The organism is Streptomyces sp. NBC_01525 (assembly GCF_045040405.1).
Classification (GTDB): domain Bacteria; phylum Actinomycetota; class Actinomycetes; order Streptomycetales; family Streptomycetaceae; genus Streptomyces; species Streptomyces benahoarensis.
The window spans coordinates 5,814,816-5,837,030 of record NZ_CP109397.1 but is presented as its reverse complement, the minus strand read 5'-3'; the positions used below and the strand labels follow the sequence as shown (position 1 = coordinate 5,837,030).

The following is a 22,215-nucleotide window of genomic DNA, read 5'->3' as shown; positions in this document are numbered from 1 at the left end:
TCGGTTACCCCCCTCGCACCGTGGCTGCGGCCACCGGTGTGCTGAGCACGGGGCCGCGTCGGAGCAACCCGAGGACGGCTTCAGGCAAGGGCAGTGCGGAGGCGCGTCCGTACCCCAGGGCTTGGCGGGCCTGGTCGTTGGCCAGCGGATACGCCATGCCCTGTTCGTTGATCAGGTACATCCGCTGGGTAGCGCTCTGCGGCGATGACTGGGCCTGTTCCACGGCAAGTACGCCTCCCCCAGGAGGAATCAGCACGTGCCGGGCGCCGGACGCGGCCGCGCCGCTCTCGACGACCACCTCGTTGCGCAGGCTCTCCCCGCGGGTGCGCTGGCGCAGGCAGATCACCGATTCGGCGGCGTCGAGGGTGCGTACGTTGAGCACGTCGGGCAGCCGCTTCATCATGGTGCGGTCCGACGACACCGGTGTCACGGCGATGTCCGACGCGTCCATCCGCAGGGCTACCGCCGCGCCCGGCTGTGCGGCAAGCAGCGCTGACTCCGTGGCGCTGATCGGGGCAACGCCGTCCGAACGCATCACGTAGTGGTGGTCGACACCACCCGCGATGGATTCGAACAACTGCCCGACAGTGACCGCATGTCCGGCGACCTTACCTGCCGTCTTCCCGAGGCCGGGGATATCCGCCGGGGCCAGTGTGACGCCGGTCGGCACGGCGGACAGCCAGTTCTTCGGCGCCGCGAGGGGTTGCTGATCGTCCAGGCCGAGCGCGATCAGGGCGGCCCTGCTTGGCACTCGGTACTTGGTGCCGTGCCACAGCAGGTAGGGGGTGCCACCCGGCGCGGACAGCAGAACCCTCCGGTTATCGGGGATGGCCGATGACCGGTCGGCCGGGTCGAAGTCCAGTACCTGGCCACCCGAGACATCTGGGCGCAGGCAGCGGTTCCATACGCCCGACAGCAACGCTGACGCGGCTGGCACCGAGTCGGGGGCCTCCGCGATACCGACTGGTGCGCCGTGCCGGACTCCGGCCAGTGAGTTACGGGAGACCGATTGGACTGTCGCGCCGTTTCCGGCAATGAGCAGTGCCGAGGCGTAGTTGCGGACAGGGCGTAGTTCGCCGCCGAGGTAGAGGTAGCGGTTGCCGGTCTCCTCCTCCACGATGATGGAGCCGGCCTGACGCCAGGAGGTGTTGCCACCGGGGGACACCAGCCCGTACACCCAGAATCCGGCACACAGCAGCACCGCGATGCCGGCTGAGAACAACGTACCGAGCGCGGACCGCCGGGTAGGGCTCTCACCCATGCCGGGGTCGCCGCTGACCAGGGCGGTGGCGAGTCGGCCCATCGCGAATTGATAGGCCTGGAGTTGATCGCGTCGCGTCTGCACCGAGGTCCTCTCAGCCGGCCAAGGACCGGAAGTAGGCGAAGACGTGAAGCTCCTGGAGCAGCAGCGGCAGCAAGGCCATAGCCGTGATCATCTCCAGGATGTCACCGCCATGCCCCCACAGGGGAAGCAGCCTGTTTGTCGGCAGCCGCCACGCCGCAACGAGCAGCAGCGCCACGGCGGCCAGCAGGACGGCCAGTACCGTTCCCCGGCTGACCGGCCCCGCCGGCGCGGTGCGCAGGACCAGTACCAGAGCCAGGCCGAGCACGCCGGCGACAGTCATGGGGATGCGCTGCATCGTCCCGGTCATTCCGCGGGCGCGCAGCAGGATGGCGGCGCTGAAAACCAGGGGCAGCAGCCAGCCGATCCAGCTCAGGTCGTGCACCAGCAGCCAGCAGGCAACGATGTAGACCAAGGCGGAGGACATGTTGAGGGTGTTCAGGTATGCGTTCGCGGCGGACACCCGTCGGTTGATCAGCCGCTCCGGCTCGGGATCGATGCCCGTCTGGAGTTCTTCGGCGTCGCGTGGCAGCTGAGGAATGCGCAACCGGGCCATGCGCAACGACAGTCGGGGGCCGAAATGGCCCAGCACGAACATCGCGACCGCGACCACCGCCACGGCCTGTGTGCCGTGCCAGTGCGTCACCGCGGCCAGGATCACTCCACTCGCGGCGGCTACCGCCGTGAGCAGGAACGTCGCCGGCAGGACCATGGGCAGCGGACGAAGCGCCAGCATCGCGACTGCCAGCACGCCGACGCACCCCGCAGCGACCAGCACGCCCGGCAGGCCGGGGGCATACGCTCCGCCGACCCCTTGCCGGAACGTCAACCCTGCAAGCCCTGCAAAGGCAAATGCGCCGAAGCCGGCCAGCAGGATACTGCCGGAGTTGGCCCGCTTACGTGATGCCAGGACGCATCCGGTACTCAGAACCAGGGCCACCATGCCGCAGGCGAGGGACGTCAGCAGCCCGGGCCCCGTGCCGAGCACCGCAGCGGCGAGGGCGGTCAGAACCACGCAGGCCACGGCAAGCGCGAGCCGACGGGTCAGCTCGGGACTCCAGCGGTCGGGTTGGCCGCCGATCGCATGGGCCACGCCGTCTGATATGTCGTCGAAATGCAGCGCGGGCAGGGACACGTCGGCCGGACGCAGGTGCAACAGGTCGCCGTGGCGTAGGCCCAGAATCTGCGGGGTTCCGTCGGCATCGAGCGGATCCTCGCCGAGGCGCTGCAGCACCCACGGCTTGCCGGCTGCGTCGGGGCCAGCTACAGCGTGGCGTATCAGGACAGGCAGGAGTGCCGAGATCGGCGTGGACATCGGTACGGCGAGATCGGCCCGGCCGCCGGGCCCGTCGATGGTGATACGACAGACCTCGGTGGCGGGATGCGACGCCGCGGGGAGGGAGGTCGTCATGGTGCTCCTGTGGTGCGTGAGGGGTAAGGGGGTGTCGCCGTGGGAAGCGGCCAGGCTGTAGCCGTCACGAGGGGGCGACCAGCCCTGTCTGAACCAGTTGGATGGTGCGCCGGGTGACGAGCTGTGCGCGGCCCGCGGGAAGCGTTCGCGGCCTGGCTTCGCCGAGGAACTTGCCCTCCTCCTTGGGATAGGAGAACAGCAGCGCCGGGTTGCCGAGCTCCCAGATGCGCTTCAGCAGCGGGTCCATCATGGCCCGCATCGCCCCCGAGGCGCTGCGGGAGACCACCACATGCATGCCGATGTGTGCTCCCTGGGCCAGCAGTTGGACCAGGGGCGCCATCGGAGAAGGCATGCCGGGAGCAGTGGAGAACAGGTCGTAGTCGTCGATCAGGACGAACAGTCGTGGTCCTTGCCACCAGTCCCGTTTGGCCAGTTGCTCGGGGCTGATATCCGGTCCGGGGACGCGCCTGCCCACGGAAACCGCCGCGTTCTCGGCCAGCCGGGTCAGGGCATCGGTGTCCACGACGTAACCGACCCGGTATTCCTCGGGTACGGAACTCAGAAGTCCACGGCCGGGATCGGCGATGAGGATGCGGGCTTCACTCGGCTGGTAGCGGGAGGTGATCGCGCGGATCAACAGCCGCAGGGCGTTGGTCTTTCCTGTCTCGCCGTCGCCAAGGACCATCAGGTGTGGGGTGGAACGGAAGTCGTGCCACACCGGCGCGAGCCGCTGCTCGTCCCAGCCCAGGCAGAACCTCAGATCTGCCTCGGGCTGCGGGAGTTGGTGTGCGGCAAGGTTGGTCGGCAGCAGGCGTACGCCCGGGGCGCCGCCTCCGGTCCAGAAGGTGTCGATCTCCGAGACCGCAGCCTTGGTGGCAACGGTCAGGTCGGCTGTCTCGGCGGAGCCGTCCAGCCGCGGAAGGGCGGATCGGAAGTGGTGTCCGGAGCTGGTCAGCCCACTGCCCGGCTGGTGCGGGACTCCGGCGGCCGCCTTCGAACCAATTTCGGACTCCATCGAATCGCCGAGCCGAAGTTCGAGTTTGGTGCCCAGCATGTCGCGCAGCCTGGAGCGGATTTCTGACCAACGCACCGCGGAGGCCACCACATGCAGACCGAACGACAGGCCGCGGGCGGCGAGCTCCATGACCCGCGACTCCAGCTCTTCGAAGTCCTGGCGCAGGGTGAACCAGCCGTCCACCACCAGGAAGACATCGCCGTAAGGGTCGTCGACCTCGCCCTTGGCCCGCAGCGCACGGTAGGCGGCCATGGACTCCAGACCCCGGGAGGTGAAGACCTGTTCCCGGCGCTCAAGAAGCTGCGACAGCTCCTCCACGGTCCGCAACACCCGGTCACGCTCCAAGCGAGTGGCAACCGACCCCACATGCGGCAGGCCGGCTGTGGACACCAGACCGCCGCCGCCGAAGTCCAAGCAGTAGAACTGGACCTCCTCCGGAGTGTGGGTCAGGGCCAGCGAAATCATCAGCGTACGCAGCAGAGTCGACTTGCCGGTCTGCGGTGCGCCGACCAGGCCGACATGGCCGTCCGCCCCCGACAGGTCCGCGACAAGCAGCTCGCGGAGCTGCTCGAAGGGTCGGTCGACCATGCCGAGAGGTACGCGCAGGGAGCCCAGCGCCGGATGGTCCGCTGCACTCATCCCGCGTACCGGATCCGGCACGATGCCCGGTAGCAGATTGTCGAGGCTCGGGGAGAAGGTAAGCGGTGGGAGCCAGACTTGCCGGGCCGGGGGCCCACTGTCCTCCAACCTGTCGACCAGCACGTCAAGCAGAATCTCGTCGCTCTCCTGCTGTGTGAGGTCCGACGTCTGCTCGGCGACGGGTCCCAGAGACCGTTCGGCCATGGACACCAGGGCCTCGTTGGCACGTTCCGACCGAAGAGGGCCTCGTTGCTCAAGGCCGAAAGCGACTACTTCTTGTGCGGCCATGGCGCCCTGCGCGGACTCCTCCCCCAGAACCACAGGGGCCGGCGCAGGGCCGGATATGTAGGCGGCCTTGAACCGCACCAGGTTGGTGGTGTCGACCTTCAGGAATCCGTTCCCGGGCGCCGACGGCAATTCGTAGGCGTTGGAGACACCGATCACACTGCGGGACTCCATCGAGGAGAACGTGCGCAGCGCGATCCGGTACGACAAGTGCCCCTCGACCCGGTGGATGCGGCTTTCGTCCAGTCGCTGTGAGGCCAGCAGCAGATGCACGCCGAGGCTGCGGCCGAGGCGGCCGATCGATACGAACAGTTCCATGAACTCCGGCTTGTTGGAAAGCAGTTCAGAGAACTCGTCGACGATGATGAGCAGTGAGGGCATGGGTGTGAGACCTGCACCGGAGGCCCGGGCCTTCTCGTACTCGAACAGCGACGAGTAACCGCTCTGCCGCAAGAACTCCTGACGCCGGATCATCTCGCCGTTGATGGAGTCACGCATACGGTCGACGAGGTGGAGTTCGTCCGCCAGGTTCGTGATGACGGCGGAAGTGTGTGGGAGTCGGTCCATGCCCAGGAACGTGGCGCCGCCCTTGAAATCCACCAACACCATATTGAGGACTTCGGAAGAATGGGTCGCTGCGAGACCCATGACGAGCGTACGCAGCAACTCGCTCTTGCCGGAACCGGTGGCGCCGATCAGCAGGCCGTGCGGTCCCATGCCGCCCTGCGCCGACTCCTTGAGGTCCAGTTCGACGACCTCGCCCTCTTCGGTCATCCCGATCGGCACTCGTAGCCGCGCGTGCTGAACCATCCGGGAGCGCCACGTGGTGGCCACATCGAAGGCGCGCGGATCCCGGATGCCGAGCAGAGCGGTCAGGTCGAAGTCAGACTCCAGCGGCCGGTCCACCAAGTCGACGCCCCCGCTGGTGCGCATCGGCGCCAACGTCCGGGCCAAGGCCTCAGCTGCCGTGAGGCTCAGAGAGTCGGCCTGCGCACGGACCGTGTCGTCCCCCGCGGGGAACTCGACGCGGCCGCCCCGGGCGGTCAACCTCAACACCTTCGCGCCGCCGGTCATCGCGCCAGTCGCATCCAGCAGAACGACACCGCGCACACCCGTGCCGACCAGCCGGGAGGTGGGTGGTACGGACGTTCCCTGCGCCACGATCACCACGAGCGGTTCGGCCACGCTGGGCGAGGAGTCCGGGTCGTGATCGGGCCGGTCATGCATGTCGGGACCGAACAGGTCCATGAGGGCGTCGTGATCGTTCGCGGCCAGCCGTACCGGGCCCGCGGAATCCTCTTCGTAGGGATGCGCATTGTGCGGTAGCCACTTCACCCAGTCCCATTCAGCGCGACCGGGCTCGTCGACGAGTAGGGCGATCCGAAGCTCATCCGGAGAGTGGAAGACAGCTAATTGCCCGATCATCGCCCGCATCAGTGCCAGGGCGGATTCAGCTTCCCCGGCAAACTCGACGCTGGTGAAGCGGCGCAGCGCCACCGAGACGGGCAACTCGGGGATGCTCTGGTGGGCCTTGGTGAACCGGCGCAGGGAGATCGCCGAGAGCGGTTCGAGGTCTTCGACGGGTTTGGTCTGGGGTGGCAGGAACTCCAAGTCGGCGCGTCGGGTTCCCAATCCGATGCGGATTCTGCCGAAATCCTCGTGGCCGGGCCGGCGCTCCCACAGCCGCGTACCCATGGAGATGGCCCACAGGTCGCCTGCATCGGGGTTGTCCCATAGCAGCGCGGCGCGTTGCTCGGCCGCCCCTTTCGTCGCCTGCTTGCGCTTCTGCGCGAGGTACCGGAGGTAGTCGCGGCGCTCGGAACGCATGCGTTGCCGACGTTCAGCACCGGCCCGGCCGATCTGCGTCAAGGTCGTACCGACCATGGCGATGGCCATCATGCCGGACATCATGTAAGTCATCGCGCCGGCACCACGCATCGAGAACATCAGCGCCATGGCGCCGGTCCCCAGGGCCATGGGCAGATACATCAGCGCCGAGCTGAAGTCGGTCCTGGCAGGCTCACCCAGAACTGGGGGCTCGGCCAGTTCAATCTGCCCTTCCGGTGGAGGAGGACCTTCGGCGCGCGGTGGGCGCTTGGCGACCACAGTACTCAATCGCGTTCTCTTTCCTGCTTGCGCGCGGGTATCTCATTGTCCGCAGATCCTAGGGACGCTCGTGGCCCTGGCTTACCGCGCGATCGAGTGTCTGCCCGTTCGGACAAGTCGGCTTGCCTGTTCGTGACGAGCCAAAGGGAAGCGGCCCTGGCGTCGGCTCGGAGGACGTCACCCGTCGATCACTCGTCGCGTGCCGGAGTGCGTCGCCGAATCGGACGGCACTCTCATATCAGCCCTGCCCGTATGGCATAGGTAACCGCGTGTGTGCGATTTCGCAAGTCGAGCCGCTTTGTCAGCCCGTAGAGCACATTCTTAACGGTACGCTCGGAGTAACTGAGCTTCTTCGCTATGTATGGGAGGTCGCACCCTTCCGCTACGAGCCGCAGAACCTCAATTTCACGGGTTGTCAGACCTGCGGCGGTCAATCCGCGTGGAGCCAGCACTTCACGATGGGTTCGCTGGACCTGATCCATAAGCCTGCCTTGCAGCACGGTCGGCAGATCACCCTGGCCCTCGCCGACAACTCGGATGGCTTCAGTGAACTTCACCCATGTGAATTCCGAGCGGAAGAGGACGGCTCGCACACCCATGTCAAGCGCACGGTGCAGGTCGGCATACCAGCACCCATTGACGATGACGAGGAAGCGGGCATCAGGTGAATCCGACAGCTGTCGCAACATGTCCAGAGCGGACTGATCCGCGTCATCCACTGCCGACACCACGACATTAGCCGCACACGCAGGACTGAGGATCATGTTATGCCGTTGGCGTATGTAACTCACCAGAGCGAGTCTGGTGATCTGATCGGTAGCGTGTACCGCCACACTGAGCGTGCTCAACCTCGTTCTCCTGTGGTTCTTACTTCGCACTCGATTCGTACACGCGTTCAGTGCGAACCGGGGCCGCTGGCTTGCGGATATCCGTTCGGCGAGCCGGCTCGTCGAGTCGATCGGGTGAGTCTTCAAGTACGGCCCTGGCCCCGATCCGCGCTCGAACGGCTCGTGACCGCTGGCACGCAGGGGCGGGCGGGAAGGTTCTCGCAGGTGTCCTCAGCCGCTTCCCTCACTACACGGCCCGTGTCGACGACGCCGACATCCACCGTGGCCCCCTGGGCAGCGGATGAGGCCCCGGACAGGTCGCGGAGCACAGGGTATGGACCAATCCTGCTGTCAAGCTCCGGCGTCAGGATTGGTCCATACCCCGCGTGGCTATCGTGACTGATGACACGAGTCAATACTGGAGAGTGGGGCGCCGAGCAGGAGCACTGCGTCAGTATCGCCTTCGAAGATTATAGGAACGACTTGCCGACCGGGGCTGGCCGCTGAGCAAGAGCTGCACGAAAGGACACGTGTGCCGTCCCGTTCGTCCATCAAGGAATGCAAGAAGGTCTGAGGCGACTACACCGGCAGCAGCCTGGACACCACCTGGACCATCGGCTCCCCCGGTGCACTCCGCAACCGCCCTGCACTCCACCTCCACCCCGACGGGACCTACATCACTCCAGGACTCGAACACCTGACATACAGCCCCACCACCGGCCTGTCCCGCCACTACTGAGTTTGAACTCGTGACGTCGTAGGGGCTGATGGCTTGTGGCTCCTGCGGTATCACCACGGACATGCGGTATCCACAAGGAGGCGGGCTGACCGCCGAACGGCAGCAGTTCCGCGAGGAGTTACGGCTCCAGGCGGCCGAGCGGTTCGCCCGGAACGAGGCGAGCTCGCTGATCGCGAGGGAACTGCGCGTCAGCGTCCGGTCGGTGCAGCGATAGCGGCAGGCATGGGACGAGGGCGGTCCGCGAGCTCTGCGGTCGCAGGGGCCGGTGTCACTTCCGAGGCTGAGCGAGAAGCAGTTCGCCCAGCTGGAGGCGGAGCTGGCCAAGAGGCCGTCCGCGCACGGTTGGGAGGATCAACGGTAGACGCTGTCCCGGGTCAAGACCGTGATCGGCCGGCGCTTCCACCTGACCTACACCATCCAGGGCGTGCGGAAACTCCTGGTGCGCAATGGCTGGTCCTGCCAAGTTCCTGCCCGCCGGGCCATGGAGCGGGACGACGATGCTGTCGCTGGGTGGGTCAAGGAGGCGTGGCCCTGCGCGGGAGGCTCGCGGCGGCCCGTGGGGCCTGGCTGGTCTTGGGGTGCCGGTAAGAACCCTGTCACCAGCCACAAACGGCGGTGATCAGTCCTCTGACCTGGAGGGCCGGGGCAGTTCTGCCGTGTTCGTCGTCTCGGCGAGCGCGAGACGGCCGCCCTTCAGCTCGGGCACGTAATTGTAGATGGTGTTGCGTGAGACGCCGAGGAGCTTCGCGATTGAGGTGACGGTGTTCTCCGGGCGGGCGAGCAGGTCGCGGGCGTGACGCACCTGTTCGTCGGTCATGGCCGGTGGGCGGCCGAGGCGGGCGCCTCGGGCGCGGGCAGCGTCCAGACCCTCGTTGGTGCCCTGGACGATGAGTTCGCGGATGAACTCTGCGAGCGCTGCGAAGACATGGAAGACCAGGTGTCCGCCGGGCGTGGTGGTGTCGAGGGCCTCATGCAGCGAGGTGAAGCCGATGCCGCGCTTGCGCAGGCCGGAGACGATCGCGATGAGGTCCTGGATGGAGCGGCCGAGCCGGTCCAGTGACGGGACGACGAGGGTGTCACCCTCGCGCAGGTAGTCGAGCGCCTTCCACAGTTCCTCGCGTTCGGCGTTCTTGCCGGACTTCTTGTCGGAGAAGATCCGGATGCACCCTGCCTCGGTGAGTGCGTGGATCTGCCGGTCGAGCAACTGCCCCTTGGTGGACACGCGTGCGTATCCCACGAGGCCGCCGGTCCGTACGGCCGGAACGGGGGCGAGGAGATCGGCGGTGTCGTCATCTTGGGGTGGCTGCACCCGCCAGATCGTGCGGGGGGGCTCCTCAAGTTCTTGAGCACATCGACTTTCTGACACCGTTTTATGGGCATGATCCGGTACCGATCCGGCCGCGCGTCGCCGCTTATTGATCTTGCTCATCAATCGGTCGATTCCTGAACGGGAGTCTCTTCGGAGTGCTCGGCTTGGAGCTGCGCCAGGTACTCAGCGGCCAGAGGTGGCTTCGGGAACGCCGATACGCTGGTAGACGCTCACCGCCTGACGGAGATCGGCAAGGGCAGCGTGGTGGTCGCTGGTGCATGCATGACAGCGCGCGTCGGCGTCGCGGTCGCCTGCCGGGTCTTGCCCGGCGAGGGCGCGGACGAGGTCGTGCAGGCGGTAGCGGCCGGTTGCGGGGAGTCGATGAGGTGGCTCTCGTAGAGGGCTTCCAGCTCGCGGCGGGCCTGGGCGAGGCGGATGCCCGCCAGGGCGGCGGTGGCGTAGGCGTCGGTGTCGGTGCCCGGGTGCAGGGCCCAGGCGGCGGAAGAGGCTCTGCCGGTCCGTTGGCAGGGCGTGGTAGGAGGTGTCGAAGGCGGCGGCTACGGCGCGGTCGCTGGTGGAGAGTTCGTCCAGCCGGTCGCGGGTGGCGGCGAACTCCTCGGCGAACTCGGCCAGGTCCCAGTGGGGGCGGTGCGCGAGACGGCCGGCGAGCAGGGCGATGGCCAGCGGCAGATAGCCGCACAACTCCACGAGAGTGGCGACGGCCTCAGCCTCGGCCTCCGTGCTGGTGGTGTGGGGGCGGTGGGCCAGGTGGGTGAACAGCAGTGCCGCGTCCTCGGGCGGGAGAGTACCCAGCGGCAGCGGGATGGCACCGTCCAGAGCGGCGATGCAGTGCCGACCAGTGACCAGGACCAGGCAGCCCTCGGCCCCGGGCAGCAGCGGTTCGATCTGTGCGTGGCCGGCCGCGTCGTCGAGGACCAGCAGCATTCGCTTGCCGGTGAGCCGGTCGCGCCACAGTCCGGCGCGGGCGTCCAGGCCGTCGGGGATGATGCGGGGGTCGATGCCGGTGCTGATCAGCAGCGCGGCCAGGGCGTCGGCGGGGTCGGCCGAATGGTGGCCGGGGGTGTGGGCGTGCAGGCGGACAAACAGCTGCCCGTCGGGGAAGCGGCTGCTCAGCTGATGGGCGACGTGAACCGCAAGGGCGGTCTTGCCGACCCCTGGCATGCCGTCGATGGTGTGGATGACGACCACACCGGATGGCTGGGCTACGCCTGCAAGCCGCTCGACCTCGGCTTGGCGGCGCGTGAAGCCCGGCACGTCACGCGGCAAGGTCCGTAACGCAGTGACCGGCGCGGGCGCCATCTCGTGGACGACGTACTGATCCCGCCCGGCCACGTCGGCGCGCGCGCTGTCCTCGGCATGAGCCTCGATGCGTACCTGGGCCGTCGAGTTGTTGCCTTCAGCGGGGGAGGTCATGAGTCGGTGATGTGCTGGTCGCAGCCGGCCATGTACACCCGAGAGCTGTCCCGGGCGTCCGCGCGCAGGACGATGGAGCCGATCCGGGTCTGCTCGTGAGCGGGGAGAGCGGGCTGGAGGTGTGTCCAGCAGTTGCCGCAGGCCCTCAGCCAGAGCGGGTTCCTCGGTGAGGAGCTCGTGAAGGCGCAGCCGCCAGGCCCCGACAAGGGCCCGCTCGGTATCCTCATCGCCCCCGTCTCGTGCCGCGATGAGCTGGGTGCGACCGGCGTCGAGATCGGCCTCGACCTGCCCGGCGCTGCCGGGGCGCGCCTGTCGCCACCAAGCGGCTGCCGCCGTTCTGGCTTGCTGCCAGGTGTCGGTAGCCATCGCGCCCACCAGCGCGGTCCCTGCTGCCAGTACGACCTGGTCCATCGTTCTTCGCCTTGTTCGGACACCGAGGTGTACGGCCATCGCATGGCCGTACACCTCGCCGTCGAGTGGGCTCAGGGGGTTGAGGAACATCGGAACGAAAACCGGCGCTAAGCCTGGATCGGCCCTGGTGGGCTGCTGACGGTGCGTCGGCAGCGGGGAGGCTCTGAAATCTTCCCGCAGATAACGCCCTATTATCTGCGGAACGGCCGACCGCGACCTGCGGGAACGGCTCGGAGGCCGTGCGCGAAGCGGCCCCGTTATCTGCGGCAAGAGGGGAAGCGGTGCCGACGCTCGTACGACTGTCCGCCGGGAAGGCGTTGACCGTACGGAGCGCGGCGGACGCGTTCCTCGACTCGCTCGGCAACGCGAACACGGTCCGCAACTACGGAATCGGCGTCGGGAAGACCGCCGAACGGATCGGCGAGGCCCGACCGCTCGCCACGGTCGCGGACGACGAGATCGGCGGCGCCCTCGAACAGCTGTGGGGCGAGGCGGCGGTCAACACCTGGAACGCCCGGCGGGCGTCGGTGCTGTCGTGGCTGGGCTGGTGCGTCGAGCACGGGTACGACGGCCCGAAGGTGCCGGCGTGGGTGAAGCGGATGACTCCGCCCGACTCCGAGACCCCGGCCCGCTCGAAGATGCCGCCGACCGGCTGATCGCCCGTCGCGATGTCCACCTGCGGGAGAAGACGCTATGGCGGATGCTCTACGAAACGGTCGCGCGGTCGGAGGAGATCCTCGGCGTCAACATCGAGGAGCTGGACCTGGCCGGCCGCCGGGCCCAGGTGAAGGCCAAGGGCGCCCGGCCGCGCACTCACCGCCGCGGCACTGTCCGCGGGGACTACGTACTGGAGACCGTCTACTGGGACGCCGGGACCGCTCGGCTGCTGCCTCGCCTGCTCAAGGGCCGTACGCGAGGGCCGGTGTTCGTCACCCACCGTAAGCCGGGCCCCGGCAAGGTCCTCGCGCCGCGTGACGTGTGCCCGGACACCGGGCTGGTCCGGCTGTCGTACGGGCAGGCTCGCATGCTGCTGGACGAGCACACCGCCCTCGGCGGCGAGAGCGGCACCGGCTGGGATCTGCACGAGTGGCGGCACTCCGGCCTCACGCACCTTGGCGAGGCCGGGGCGAGCCTGCTGATGCTGATGGCGAAGTCCCGGCACAAGAAGCCCGAGAACGTACGGAAGTACTTCCACCCCTCGGCGGAGGCGATCGCCGAAGTCACCAGTCTGCTCGCGCCGGGTGACAGCAGGCGCTGAGCCCGGCAACGGCGCATCGGGCTGGGTACGTTGTGCCGTTATGGACCCTCAGACGATGTACGGCGTCGACCTGTCCGGCCCGCCGGTCCCTCTCGGGATGCAGGCGTGGGCGGATGATCGAGACAGCATGCCGAGGGTCGAGTTCGCCGCCTCCCACCGTGTCGAGACGTTCGCCACGGGCGGGGCACGTGGCCCCAAATCGCCTATTCGTTGTCGGTGGCGTCCGGATCACGCAGCGGCCGCAAGCCGCCGGGTTCGGCCGTGGGGACCAGCGGGACAGCCAGTAACGCTAAGCCGGTCTCCGCAGGTAGCGGCGCCTCGACAGCGTCTCTCAGAACGGCCTCGCAGAACTCGGCGGTTGTGAGAGGGGTTCTGCGAGAACCGGCGTGGGCAAACGCCCGCGGCGCTGGTCAGTGCGAGACCCACAAGCGGAACTGTCAGTCCCCGTGAAGCGGGACCAGCAGTGATCTTTCGTTCCGTACCTTTCTATGCTTGACGTCCCTTACGGGGTCGATCAACTGCATAGCGCAACGGCTGTACCGATAGTCTCAAGGCCGAAGAGGGCCCTGGAGCCGCTCACGGGCGGCCTGGGGCCCTTTCAGTTCGCCAGGACACGACGAGAGCCGCCGGGCGGAGAGCTGACGGTCATTCGAGGTCGGCTTCGGTACTCTTGGACACCTGGTCCTCCTCCGAAGGGTGTTGGAGCCGCACGAAGTTGGAGACAGTGGTCGGGTCGTCGGCCTGACCGGAGGAGTCGGCGTCAGCGGGCTTGATGTTCGGCGTCGGGGAACAACGGAGCAGTGGTTAACGGTAGCGACAGTTCCGCTTGTGGGTCTCGCACTGACCAGCGCCGCGGGCGTTTGCCCAGGCCGGTTCGAGCAATTGTCAAAACCTGTGGATCAGTAGGATCGGGAGGGTTTCTACGCATGGCCTCCCGTTCCTCGAGGCTGTGCTGTCAGGGCGGACGTTTGGCAGCCGGTGTGTGCCGTTGTTGCCGTCAACTCCGGCGCTGGGGCACCCTCCGAGCGCAGCTCGCGAGCGCGGAGTCGGGTTGTTCTGCCGCCCCTCCTGCGCCGTGGTCTGCCGATCACCGTGCCGGTGCTGGAGCCGCCCTCACGGCCGGAGCCCCGCCTCTGGAATCCACGCGTGCCGCCAAACCCCTCGACTGGTCGGCCGGCTCGTCCAGTTGGGCCACGGTGTGTTCCTCCCGTCGCAGCAGACCAGATGACGTGGGGTTTTCGGAGCCAGTGAGATCAGCCCGGGAGGGGGATGAACAGCAGGATGCCGTGGGCGGTGGCGGAGGTGTAGCAGGCAGTGCCGGGGAAGGCGGCGGTGTAGAAGGGGGTGGCGACGGCGAAGACGGGGACGATGGCGTTGTGAATGGTGGCGGTGCCGTTGGCGTCGGTGACGGCGGTGCCGAGGTTGACCGGGCCGAAGAGCGTGGTGGCGGTGAAGGTCACCGGCTGACCGGCCACCGGCATCCCCGAGGTGGTCGTCAGGGTGGCGCTGAGGGTGGGGATGTAGAACTCGGGCAGCGGGGTCAACCGGAGCCGGATCGTGCCTGGCTGCCCGGTCAGCGTTGTGGGGGTGCGGTTCACGGTGACGGGGGTGCTGGTGGAGGAGTCGGTGAAGCAGCTGTCACCGCCGTAGGCGGCGGTGAGGGTGCCGGTGGTCAGGGCGGTGGTGGTGAAGCAGGCCTGCCCCGAGGCGTTGACGGGGACCGTCTGGGTTTGGCCGTTGGGGAGGGTGAAGGTGACCGTGCCGGTCGGCACTGTGGTGGTGGCTGTGGTCGGGGTGATGGTGGCGCATACGGTCACGTTCTGACCGCAGGTGGAGGGGTTCGGCGTCACCGACAGCGTCGTCGTTGTGGGGTTGGGGTTCACGGTGACGGGGGTGGGGTTGCCGTTCACGGTCGCGGTGAACGTACCGGCGGTGTAGGTGTGGGTGGTCTGCCCGCTCCCGGTGGCGTCCAGGGGGACGGTGACCGTGGGGCTGCTGTCCCCGAAGTTCACCACCGCTGTTCCGTTCGGAGTCCCCCCGGAAATGCTGAAGGTCACCGGTTGCCCGCACACCGGCGACGCCGGCGAGGTCGTCACCGTCAACGGCGAGATCTCCGTCACGTTGTGCGAATTGGCGTTGGTGACGTAGACGTTGCTGTTCTGCGCCGCCGCCACCGAGAACGGGAACGCGCCGACGGGGACGGTGGCCAGGACCGTGTTCGTGGCGCTGCTGATCACCGTCACATTGTTGGAACTGCTGTTGCCGACGTAGACGTTGCCGTTCGGCGCCACCGCCACCCCGAACGGGCCCCCGCCGGTGGGGACGGTGGCCAGGACCGTGTTCGTGGCGCTGTCGATCACCGTCACGTTGTTCGAAACGGTGTTGGTGACGTAGACGTTGCCGTTGGGCGCCACCGCAATCACTCCCGGGACCGTGCCGGCGGGGACGGTTGCCAGGACGGTGTTCGTGGCGCTGTCGATCACCGTCACGTTGTTCGAGGTCTGGTTGGCGATGTAGACATTGCCGTTCGGCGCCACCGCCGCCGCGCCCGGGAAGCCACCGGTGGGGAGGGTGGTCAGGACGGTGTTCGTGGCGCTGCTGATCACGGTCACGGTGTTCGCGTTCCGGTTGGCGACGTAGACGTTGCCGTTCGGCGCCACCGCCACCGCGTCGGGGACCGCGCCGACGGGGACGGTGGCCAGGACCGTGTTTGTGGCGCTGCTGATCACCGTCGCGTTGTTCGAAGTGCTGTTGGCGACGTAGACGTTGCCGTTCGGCGCCACCGCCAGTGCGAACGGGCCCCCGCCGACGGGGACGGTGGCCAGGACGGTGTTCGTGGCGCTGCTGATCACCGTCACGCTGTTCGAGCTCTGGTTGGTGACGTAGACGTTGCCGTTCGGCGCCACCGCAATCATGGCCGGGCCTGAGCCGGCGGGGACCGTGGCCAGGACGGTGTTCGTGGCACTGTCGATCACCGTCACGTTGTTCGAATTGGCGTTGCCGACGTAGACGTTGCCGTTCGGCGCCACGGCCACCGCCAGCGGGCTCGTGCCCGCCGGGATCGTCACCGTGGAGAACGCCGCACTGAACGGCGCGGCCACAAGCCCCCGTACAGCGGCCACCACAGATCCACCGGCCGGTACAACCTGCCGAACCCCGCCGGCTACCGCCGGGGCTCCCAACCAACCCGTAGTCGGCTTCATGACAAACCTCTCTCAGCTGAGAGGGCCGCCCAAGAACTCCCACCGGGGCCCGCGTCGTACAGCGCCGGTATACGCGAACCGGATCACCGCTTGCACACCGGGACAGAGAGAGGACACACCGACACGTACCACGCACCGGCGCACCGCAGGGGTTGCCCATCTCTCCCCGGAGAGATGGGCAACCCACCGGAAAACGGTCACCACCATTAACCCGAAATGGCCAATAAGACACAACCGTCTTGACTCGGCTATCACCCGGACGGACCAACACACAGCCCCGCCCGGGCACGTCGTTGGAGAGGACGAACTGGCGCGCAATGTGGCCCGGAAGGTGGAGCTGGGCCGGTTCTCGCAGAACCCCTCTCACAACCGCCGAGTTCTGCGAGGCCGTTCTGACAGACGCTGTCGAGGCGCCGCTACCTGCGGAGACCGGCTTAGCGTTACTGGCTGTCCCGCTGGTCCCCACGGCCGGGGTAGGTCGGGGAGCTGGAACGAATACCGGCCCAGCATGTTGATGTGCTGCCGTACGAACGGGGAGAGGCGGGCGATGTCCTCGTCGCGGACGTCGAAGCCGTCCGCGCGCAGCTGGTTCACCGCGGCGTCCATGTACCTGGTGTTGAAGAGGACTACGGCGTTGAGAACCAGGCCGAGGGCGCCGATCTGGTCCTCCATGCCGTCCTGGTAGCGCTGGTAGAGCTGCCCCGAGCGGCCGTGGAAGATCTTCCGGGCGAGGGCGTGGCGGCCCTCCTGGAGGTTGGCCTGCGCCTTGATCTGGCGGCGGTAGCCGGGCTCGTCCGCCAGGCGCAGGATGTGCAGGGACTTGGCGATCCGCCCGTAGTGCGCGATCGCGTCCCCCAGCGGGGTCGGCCGCCCGTCCCTCGACAGCATGCGGATCACGTCGTACGCGCGCACGGCGCCGGTGTGGATGGAGCCGACGATCCGCACGATGTCCTCCCACTGCCGCTCGATCCGAGCGAGATCGACCCGGCCGCGGGCCGCCTCCTGGAAGGCGCCGTAGTCGGCGGTGCGGTCGATACGCCACATCTTCTGGTCCGGCAGGTCCGCGAGCTGCGGCGCGTACGCGAACCCCGCGAGGGTGAGGAGTCCGAAGACGATGTCGCTGTGCGAGGCGGTGTCCGTGACGATCGTCTCCGGGCGCTTGCCGCCGTCGCGGTCGTAGAGGACGTCCAGCACGTACAGGGAGTCGCGCGGGGTGCCGGCCACCACCTTCCCGCCCAGTCCCGCCGCCTGGTCGTTGATCATGTTCAGCCAGGTGGCGCCGCCCCGGCGCCCGAAGTACTTGGGATTGGGGCGGGCGTAGACAGAGGGGACGGGGACGACGAACCGCATGCCGTCGACCGAGGCGACCAGTCCGCCACCCCACGCCTGCGCGAGGGGGATGGACGCCTGGTGCTCGATGAGCGTGGCGTTCGCGGCCCGGTAGGTGGCCAGCCGCAGATACGTCTGGTCGACGTGGGACAGCGTGCCGTACTTCAGCGCGTCGATCCCGCCGATGACCGGCGTGTAGCCGACGTTGCAACCATGCGCGACCAGCAGCGCGGCGACCGTCACGTGCAGATCCCTCAGGCGTGCCTCACCACCTGTGATCGAGGTGAACGCCTGGTCAGCGCCCGTCCACGAGAACACCTCCAGCAGCACCTCCGGCAGGTCGACGCGGGGCATCATCGCCTCCACCGCCTTCCGCAGATCAAGGAGGGAGGCGGGTTCGGACTCCGGCTGAAGGGCGGCGAAGTGCAGGCGGCCGTCGTCGTCGAAGACGATCTGCGAGTTCGCCGGCACCCGCGCGGCGACCTCCCGGTACGTGCCGTCGAGCAGCGCGGCCCGCGCCGCCAGGTGCTCGCCCGGCTCCCCGGGCAGGTTCAGGGAGGCCAGCACGGTCGGGCGGACCTGCTCCCACGCCTCGCCGTCCAGCAGCTTCGCCCGCGGGTCGCCCCACTTCGAGGAGTTCTTCGCGAACACCTCCCGCCGGCGCAGCATCCGGTGGAAGGACTCCAGCACGCAGAACACGTACGCCTTCCAGTCCACCGTGCCCGGCTCCAGGTGCGGCGCGCTCAGCACCAGCCGCTTCCACGAGCCCACCAGCAGGGACGTATCGATCTCGTCGGGGCCGACCTTCTTGCGCCCCATCAGATCGGGCAGCGACTTCAGGGCCTTGAGGACCGGCAGGCCCTCCGGGGTGGCGCCGAAGTCGACGATCTGGACGAGGAGAGCCAGGAACGGCCGTACGGTGGGGAACCGGGTGACCAGCATCGTCCGCCATGCCGCGTCCGCGTCCGAGTCGATCGGTGGCGCCAACTCGAACAGCGCGGCGATCGCGGCGGCCAGCTCCTCGCGCGGCACCACCTCCTCGATCCGCTCCCACATCGCCGTCAGCGTCGCGACCTCCGGCGGACTGATCTCTCCGGACTCGGTGTCCACCTGCTCGCTCGTGGTGTCGAACACGACCCGGAACGCGGTCGCCAGCCGTATCCCGGCTCGCTCCACCCTCGGCAGCGTCTTCAGCTTCTGCTTCGCCGTCTCCCGCTCCGCCCGCGCGAGCAGCTTCGTCGCGATCAGCACCTCCAGCAGGTCCAGCGCGTCATCGACCGCCCTGCTCGTCAGGTAGACGGCGGTGGCCAGCAGGGTGGCCAGGCGCCGCGAGTCGCCGTGGCGCCGCAGCAGGTGGCTCTGTTCACAAGAACGGGCAGCACTTCGACACCGGTTCGGGAGGCGGTAAGCGGTCGCGGGCTGGCCGGAATGTTCACGAGTTTCGACAGCACCGAGGCTTGCTGGAGGGTCCCCGTGACCCTGACACGGGGCCGGTAGAAGCCCACGGCCGGTCCGCCTCAACACCTATGGCGCTGCCGGGTGCGAACCAGCCTGCTACCCGCAGTTGTCCGGCCGGAGCGAGTGGACCTTCGCCCGCGTGAGCGTGGTGCGCCTGAGTACCTGAGCCCGGATGAGCCGGACCGTGGACGGGATCGGCAGAGTGACGGGGGCGCGGCTCCACCGAAGCCACAGCGCCAGGTGGCCAAGCTCGGCGGCCTGGACGAGCTTCTCGAGGGACCACTCCTTCGTACCCCGATCCACCTCGATGCTGATCAGCCGTCCCTTACCCGAACGGTGCCGCAGTTGCAGGTCGAGGCGCCCGGTCCGGTTCTGCCGAGTGGCGGTGGGCAGCTTTACCTCCCGCTGGACTTCATATCCCTGGTCGGTCGCCCAGTCGGCCACCGAGTCGGTGAAGAAGGCGGTCACCTCGGAGGTAGACAGGTCACTGAACTGCTGTCGATTGAGCCAGGCCCGCAGGGAGCGGGCGGCGGCGTCGAGCCCGGCTTCTGTCATGAGCGACAGTCTGCCCGAGGGGGGCCTGACAGCTCGTCACACCCCCCCTCGCCCCGGCCATCCTGCGGATGGGTACACGAGGTGCCTCCCGTTCTCGTGAACATCAACCACGGCCCGAACGGTGCGCCTCCCGAAGCGGTGAACATCTGCTGCCAGAACTCGTGAACAAAACCAAGCAGGGACGCCTTGCCGTCCACCCCGTACCGCGACAGCTCTGCCAGCCGCCGCGGCGGTATCCCCGACACGTCCAGCTCGCCCATACCGAACGCGTCGATTTCCGCCGTCCGCTCAAGCGCCCACTTCATCTGGGGCCCGGAGATCCGCACGGGACCGCGTCGCAGCCGGTCTAGCTCCGACACCCGCGCGCCGGGCGGCACGGTCAGCAGCGAGTCGAGCACGGCCCGCTGACCGATGCTCAGCAGTCCGTAGAGGCTGTCCCACAGCCGCTGGTTCGCCGCCTCCCGCACCGAGGCCACCAGCCGCGCCAGCGTCGTCACGCCGGGCAGCAGCACGCGCCTCTCACGCAGCCACCCCACCGCCGCGTCGAACAAAGCCTTCGGGCCCTCCCCGGTCGTCCACGCCCGCGCGTCCACCCACACCCGCAACTCGGCTTCCGCCTCGGCGAACTCCGTGTACTCCAGCACCCGTCGCAGCTCACGCACATGGTCGAGGCGGGTGTTCTCCCGCTCCCCGTACGCCTTCAACACGGAGGCGTCCTCGATGCCGAGCTGCTCGGCGAGATAATCGACGACCTCGCCCGGCACGTCGGCCGGGTCGTCCAGGAACACCCCGAGATACCGCACGGTCGTCAGCTGGGCCGCGAAGCCCAGGCGATTGTGGGACCGACGCTTCCCGTCGACCATCTCCTGGTCCGCGTCGTCCAGGAAGAAGAACCGTTCCAACTCCGTACGCGACGGCGCCCCGTCGTACGCCGCGTACGCGGCGGCTTGCGCATCCGTCAGAAATTCGACCGGCACCCCGGACCTCCACACAGTCAATGATCAACACGACTGCTGAAGGCTCCGCCCTCGAAGAAGTCCAGGTCAATACGCTCTCAGGTACGCGGAAGGCTTAGCGCCGGTTTTCGTTCCGATGTTCCTCAACCCCCGCTCATGCGTGCTCGGCCGGCTGCTGGTCGTCCGCTGGTGTGCGAGGACCCGGCACGGTGACCGCGGTGAGGTTCAGGCGAGCGTCCATGTCGAGTTCACCTCGCCGTACGGGCGTACGTGGGACCAGAACAGCGGGGTGAGATGGTCTTTTGCGCCCGCCCGACCTCCAGCATCGCCGCGTAGGTGGGATGGGAGGCGTTGCGGGTGAAGCGGCGCAGGATCGCCTCGGTCGACGCGGTCCGCGTCTGGTCGTACTGCTGGGTGATGAGTTCCCAGCGGATCGGGCGGGTCAGCGCCGGGGTCAGTTGCGGGTAGGCGTCCGGTTCGCCGGCGACCGGCCGGTACAGCTTCACCTTGTTGATCCGCTTGATACGCGGTAGCAGGTCGAAGTTCAGCAGCCTCGTGATGCCAAACCCGATTTCCGACTGGCCATGCGAGTCCGTGTAGTTGGCCTCGACGTCCATGGTGGTGCCGTGCCGTATGGCGCCCTCGATCATCGCGGCGGCCTCGGAGGCGGTGCAGTTGATCAGCTGGGAGTGGATGGCCAGGGACTTCTTCTCCACAGGCCAGTAGATGAGCACCCCGCGGCCTCCGTAGCGCGAGTGCCACTCGGTGAACAGGTTCTGGTCGTAGGCACGGACGTGAGTGGAGCCCGAGGCGACCACGGTCGAGCTCCGGCCCCACAACTCGGTGCTGCGGGCGGCGAAGGTGGCGTTCGCGATCTGGACGGCGATGGCGCGGGCGGCCTCGGCGGACAGGTACCGGCGCCGCACGTACCGCAGCTCATCCTCGGTGTGCCCGTGGCCGCCGGATGCCACGGCCTTGATCCCGGTGTTCGTGCCGTACGCGTAGATGACCAGTAGCAGGCGTTCGGCCAGCACCTCCGCGGAGAGGCTGCCGCCGCCGGAGACGGAGGTGACCGCGTCCAGGCAGCCGGTCCGCAGCACCGCTTCCTTCAGCATGTCGACGAGCGGCACGATGCCCCAACGCCTCTGCACCTCGGCCTTGATCCTGCGCAGGTTACGCGGCTCGGGCTGGGCCTCGGCCGCTGTGAGCCGGATCGCCCCGGACTTGCGTTCGGCGATGTCCAGCCAGGACAGCTTCGGCATCCAGTCGTTGAGCAGGGTCAGTTCGGCCGACATCTGCTCGCGTAGCTCGTCGACGAACACCGCGGCGTCCAGCGGCTTGCGCAGCTCCCGGTAGTTCTCCGCCCGCCGGGCCTCGAAGTCCTGCGGCAGGTCCTCGTCCGGGTTACGCCACTTGTCGGCGCCGACCACCCAGATCTCCTTGCACTTGAGCTGATCGCGCAGGGCCTGGAAGGCCACGACCTCGTAGACCATGCGCACCACCCGGCGTCGGCCCCGCGTGTCGGTCCGGTGCACGACCTCCGCCCAGTCCCCGCCCACCGCCTTGTGCACCGGCACCGTCTCACCCAGCGGGTAGTACGTCGTGTTTCCCGCGTTCGCGTACCGGGCCACCAGCACCAGGGCCTCGATCACCGGCCGATGGGCGTGGTTGGAGGAGCGGAACTCCAGCACGTCCAGCAGCTTGATCCGCCCGCGCCGGTAGTGGTTGGTGTACGACGCCTTCAACGTGGTCTGCACCGTGCGCCGGTAGACCGGCCCCCGGGGCTTGAACTCGTGCACCAGCTCCCGCAGCGTCGCCTCGCCCCCGGACACCGCCGGGAACACGACCTGGCGGACCGTCCCCTCCGGGGTGCCCAGCGACGCCTCGGCAAACTTGAAGGGGATGTTCTCCTTGCCCGACACCTTCTTGAACGCGTTG

The 22,215-nt window shown here is 68.0% G+C and carries 10 protein-coding genes and 4 pseudogenes; 3 read left to right on the top strand and 11 right to left on the bottom strand.

Going from position 1 to position 22,215, the window contains the following annotated elements:
* Window positions 1-4 precede the first annotated feature (4 nt).
* From eccB to OG422_RS25560, 4 genes are all read right to left on the bottom strand, one after another.
* On the bottom strand, window positions 5-1,345 hold the full coding sequence (eccB, locus tag OG422_RS25575) for a type VII secretion protein EccB (RefSeq protein WP_405746012.1): 1,341 nt from the start codon (window positions 1,343-1,345) through the stop codon (window positions 5-7).
* A 10-nt stretch (window positions 1,346-1,355) separates the two neighbouring features.
* Window positions 1,356-2,753 (bottom strand): type VII secretion integral membrane protein EccD, encoded by a 1,398-nt coding sequence (gene eccD, locus OG422_RS25570; protein WP_405746009.1) that lies wholly within the window; start codon window positions 2,751-2,753, stop codon window positions 1,356-1,358.
* A 64-nt stretch (window positions 2,754-2,817) separates the two neighbouring features.
* Window positions 2,818-6,807: a type VII secretion protein EccCa gene (gene eccCa, locus OG422_RS25565; RefSeq protein WP_405746006.1), complete on the bottom strand. Its 3,990-nt coding sequence runs from the start codon at window positions 6,805-6,807 to the stop codon at window positions 2,818-2,820.
* A gap of 224 nt (window positions 6,808-7,031) precedes the next feature.
* Window positions 7,032-7,646: a response regulator transcription factor gene (locus OG422_RS25560; RefSeq protein WP_405746003.1), complete on the bottom strand. Its 615-nt coding sequence runs from the start codon at window positions 7,644-7,646 to the stop codon at window positions 7,032-7,034.
* Between the two features lie 779 nt (window positions 7,647-8,425).
* On the opposite strand from OG422_RS25560, the pseudogene OG422_RS25555 reads away from it, so the two are divergent.
* Window positions 8,426-8,983 (top strand): annotated as a pseudogene (locus OG422_RS25555) (winged helix-turn-helix domain-containing protein).
* On the opposite strand, the gene OG422_RS25550 reads toward OG422_RS25555, so the two are convergent.
* Together OG422_RS25550 and OG422_RS25545 are read right to left on the bottom strand one after the other, a co-directional pair.
* Entirely contained in the window at window positions 8,984-9,601 is a 618-nt protein-coding gene (locus tag OG422_RS25550) for a recombinase family protein (RefSeq protein WP_405747982.1), read from the bottom strand.
* A 255-nt stretch (window positions 9,602-9,856) separates the two neighbouring features.
* Window positions 9,857-11,107: an NB-ARC domain-containing protein gene (locus tag OG422_RS25545; protein ID WP_405746001.1), complete on the bottom strand. Its 1,251-nt coding sequence runs from the start codon at window positions 11,105-11,107 to the stop codon at window positions 9,857-9,859.
* Between the two features lie 132 nt (window positions 11,108-11,239).
* On the opposite strand from OG422_RS25545, the gene OG422_RS25540 reads away from it, so the two are divergent.
* Window positions 11,240-11,629 (top strand): hypothetical protein, encoded by a 390-nt coding sequence (locus OG422_RS25540; protein WP_405745999.1) that lies wholly within the window; start codon window positions 11,240-11,242, stop codon window positions 11,627-11,629.
* Window positions 11,630-11,799: 170 nt separating this feature from the next.
* Window positions 11,800-12,776, top strand: a pseudogene (locus OG422_RS25535) (tyrosine-type recombinase/integrase).
* 1,253 nt (window positions 12,777-14,029) lie between these two features.
* Here the strand turns inward: OG422_RS25535 and OG422_RS25530 are convergent.
* The 5 genes and pseudogenes from OG422_RS25530 to OG422_RS25510 all read right to left on the bottom strand — a co-directional run bounded on the left by OG422_RS25530 (window position 14,030) and on the right by OG422_RS25510 (window position 22,199).
* The gene (locus OG422_RS25530) at window positions 14,030-15,898 is read right to left on the bottom strand and encodes an Ig-like domain repeat protein (RefSeq protein WP_405745996.1); all 1,869 of its coding nucleotides are present in this window, start codon (window positions 15,896-15,898) and stop codon (window positions 14,030-14,032) included.
* A 561-nt stretch (window positions 15,899-16,459) separates the two neighbouring features.
* Window positions 16,460-18,832, bottom strand: a pseudogene (locus OG422_RS25525) (Tn3 family transposase); the annotation flags it as partial.
* A 30-nt stretch (window positions 18,833-18,862) separates the two neighbouring features.
* Window positions 18,863-19,321 carry a hypothetical protein gene (locus OG422_RS25520; protein WP_405745994.1) on the bottom strand — a complete coding sequence of 153 codons (459 nt, stop codon included), beginning with the start codon at window positions 19,319-19,321 and terminating at the stop codon, window positions 18,863-18,865.
* Window positions 19,322-19,494: 173 nt separating this feature from the next.
* Window positions 19,495-20,298 (bottom strand): annotated as a pseudogene (locus OG422_RS25515) (DUF4158 domain-containing protein); the annotation flags it as partial.
* Between the two features lie 227 nt (window positions 20,299-20,525).
* A complete protein-coding gene (locus tag OG422_RS25510; RefSeq protein WP_405745991.1) occupies window positions 20,526-22,199 on the bottom strand; it encodes a Tn3 family transposase in 1,674 nt (557 codons plus the stop codon).
* Window positions 22,200-22,215: the final 16 nt, after the last annotated feature.

Bases quoted from the DNA above. Each gene is read 5' to 3' on its own strand.
- OG422_RS25545 (WP_405746001.1), bottom strand. From the start codon at position 11,107: ATGACCTCCCCCGCTGAAGGCAACAACTCGACGGCCCAGGTACGCATC.
- eccD (WP_405746009.1), bottom strand. From the start codon at position 2,753: ATGACGACCTCCCTCCCCGCGGCGTCGCATCCCGCCACCGAGGTCTGT.
- OG422_RS25520 (WP_405745994.1), bottom strand. From the start codon at position 19,321: ATGACAGAAGCCGGGCTCGACGCCGCCGCCCGCTCCCTGCGGGCCTGG.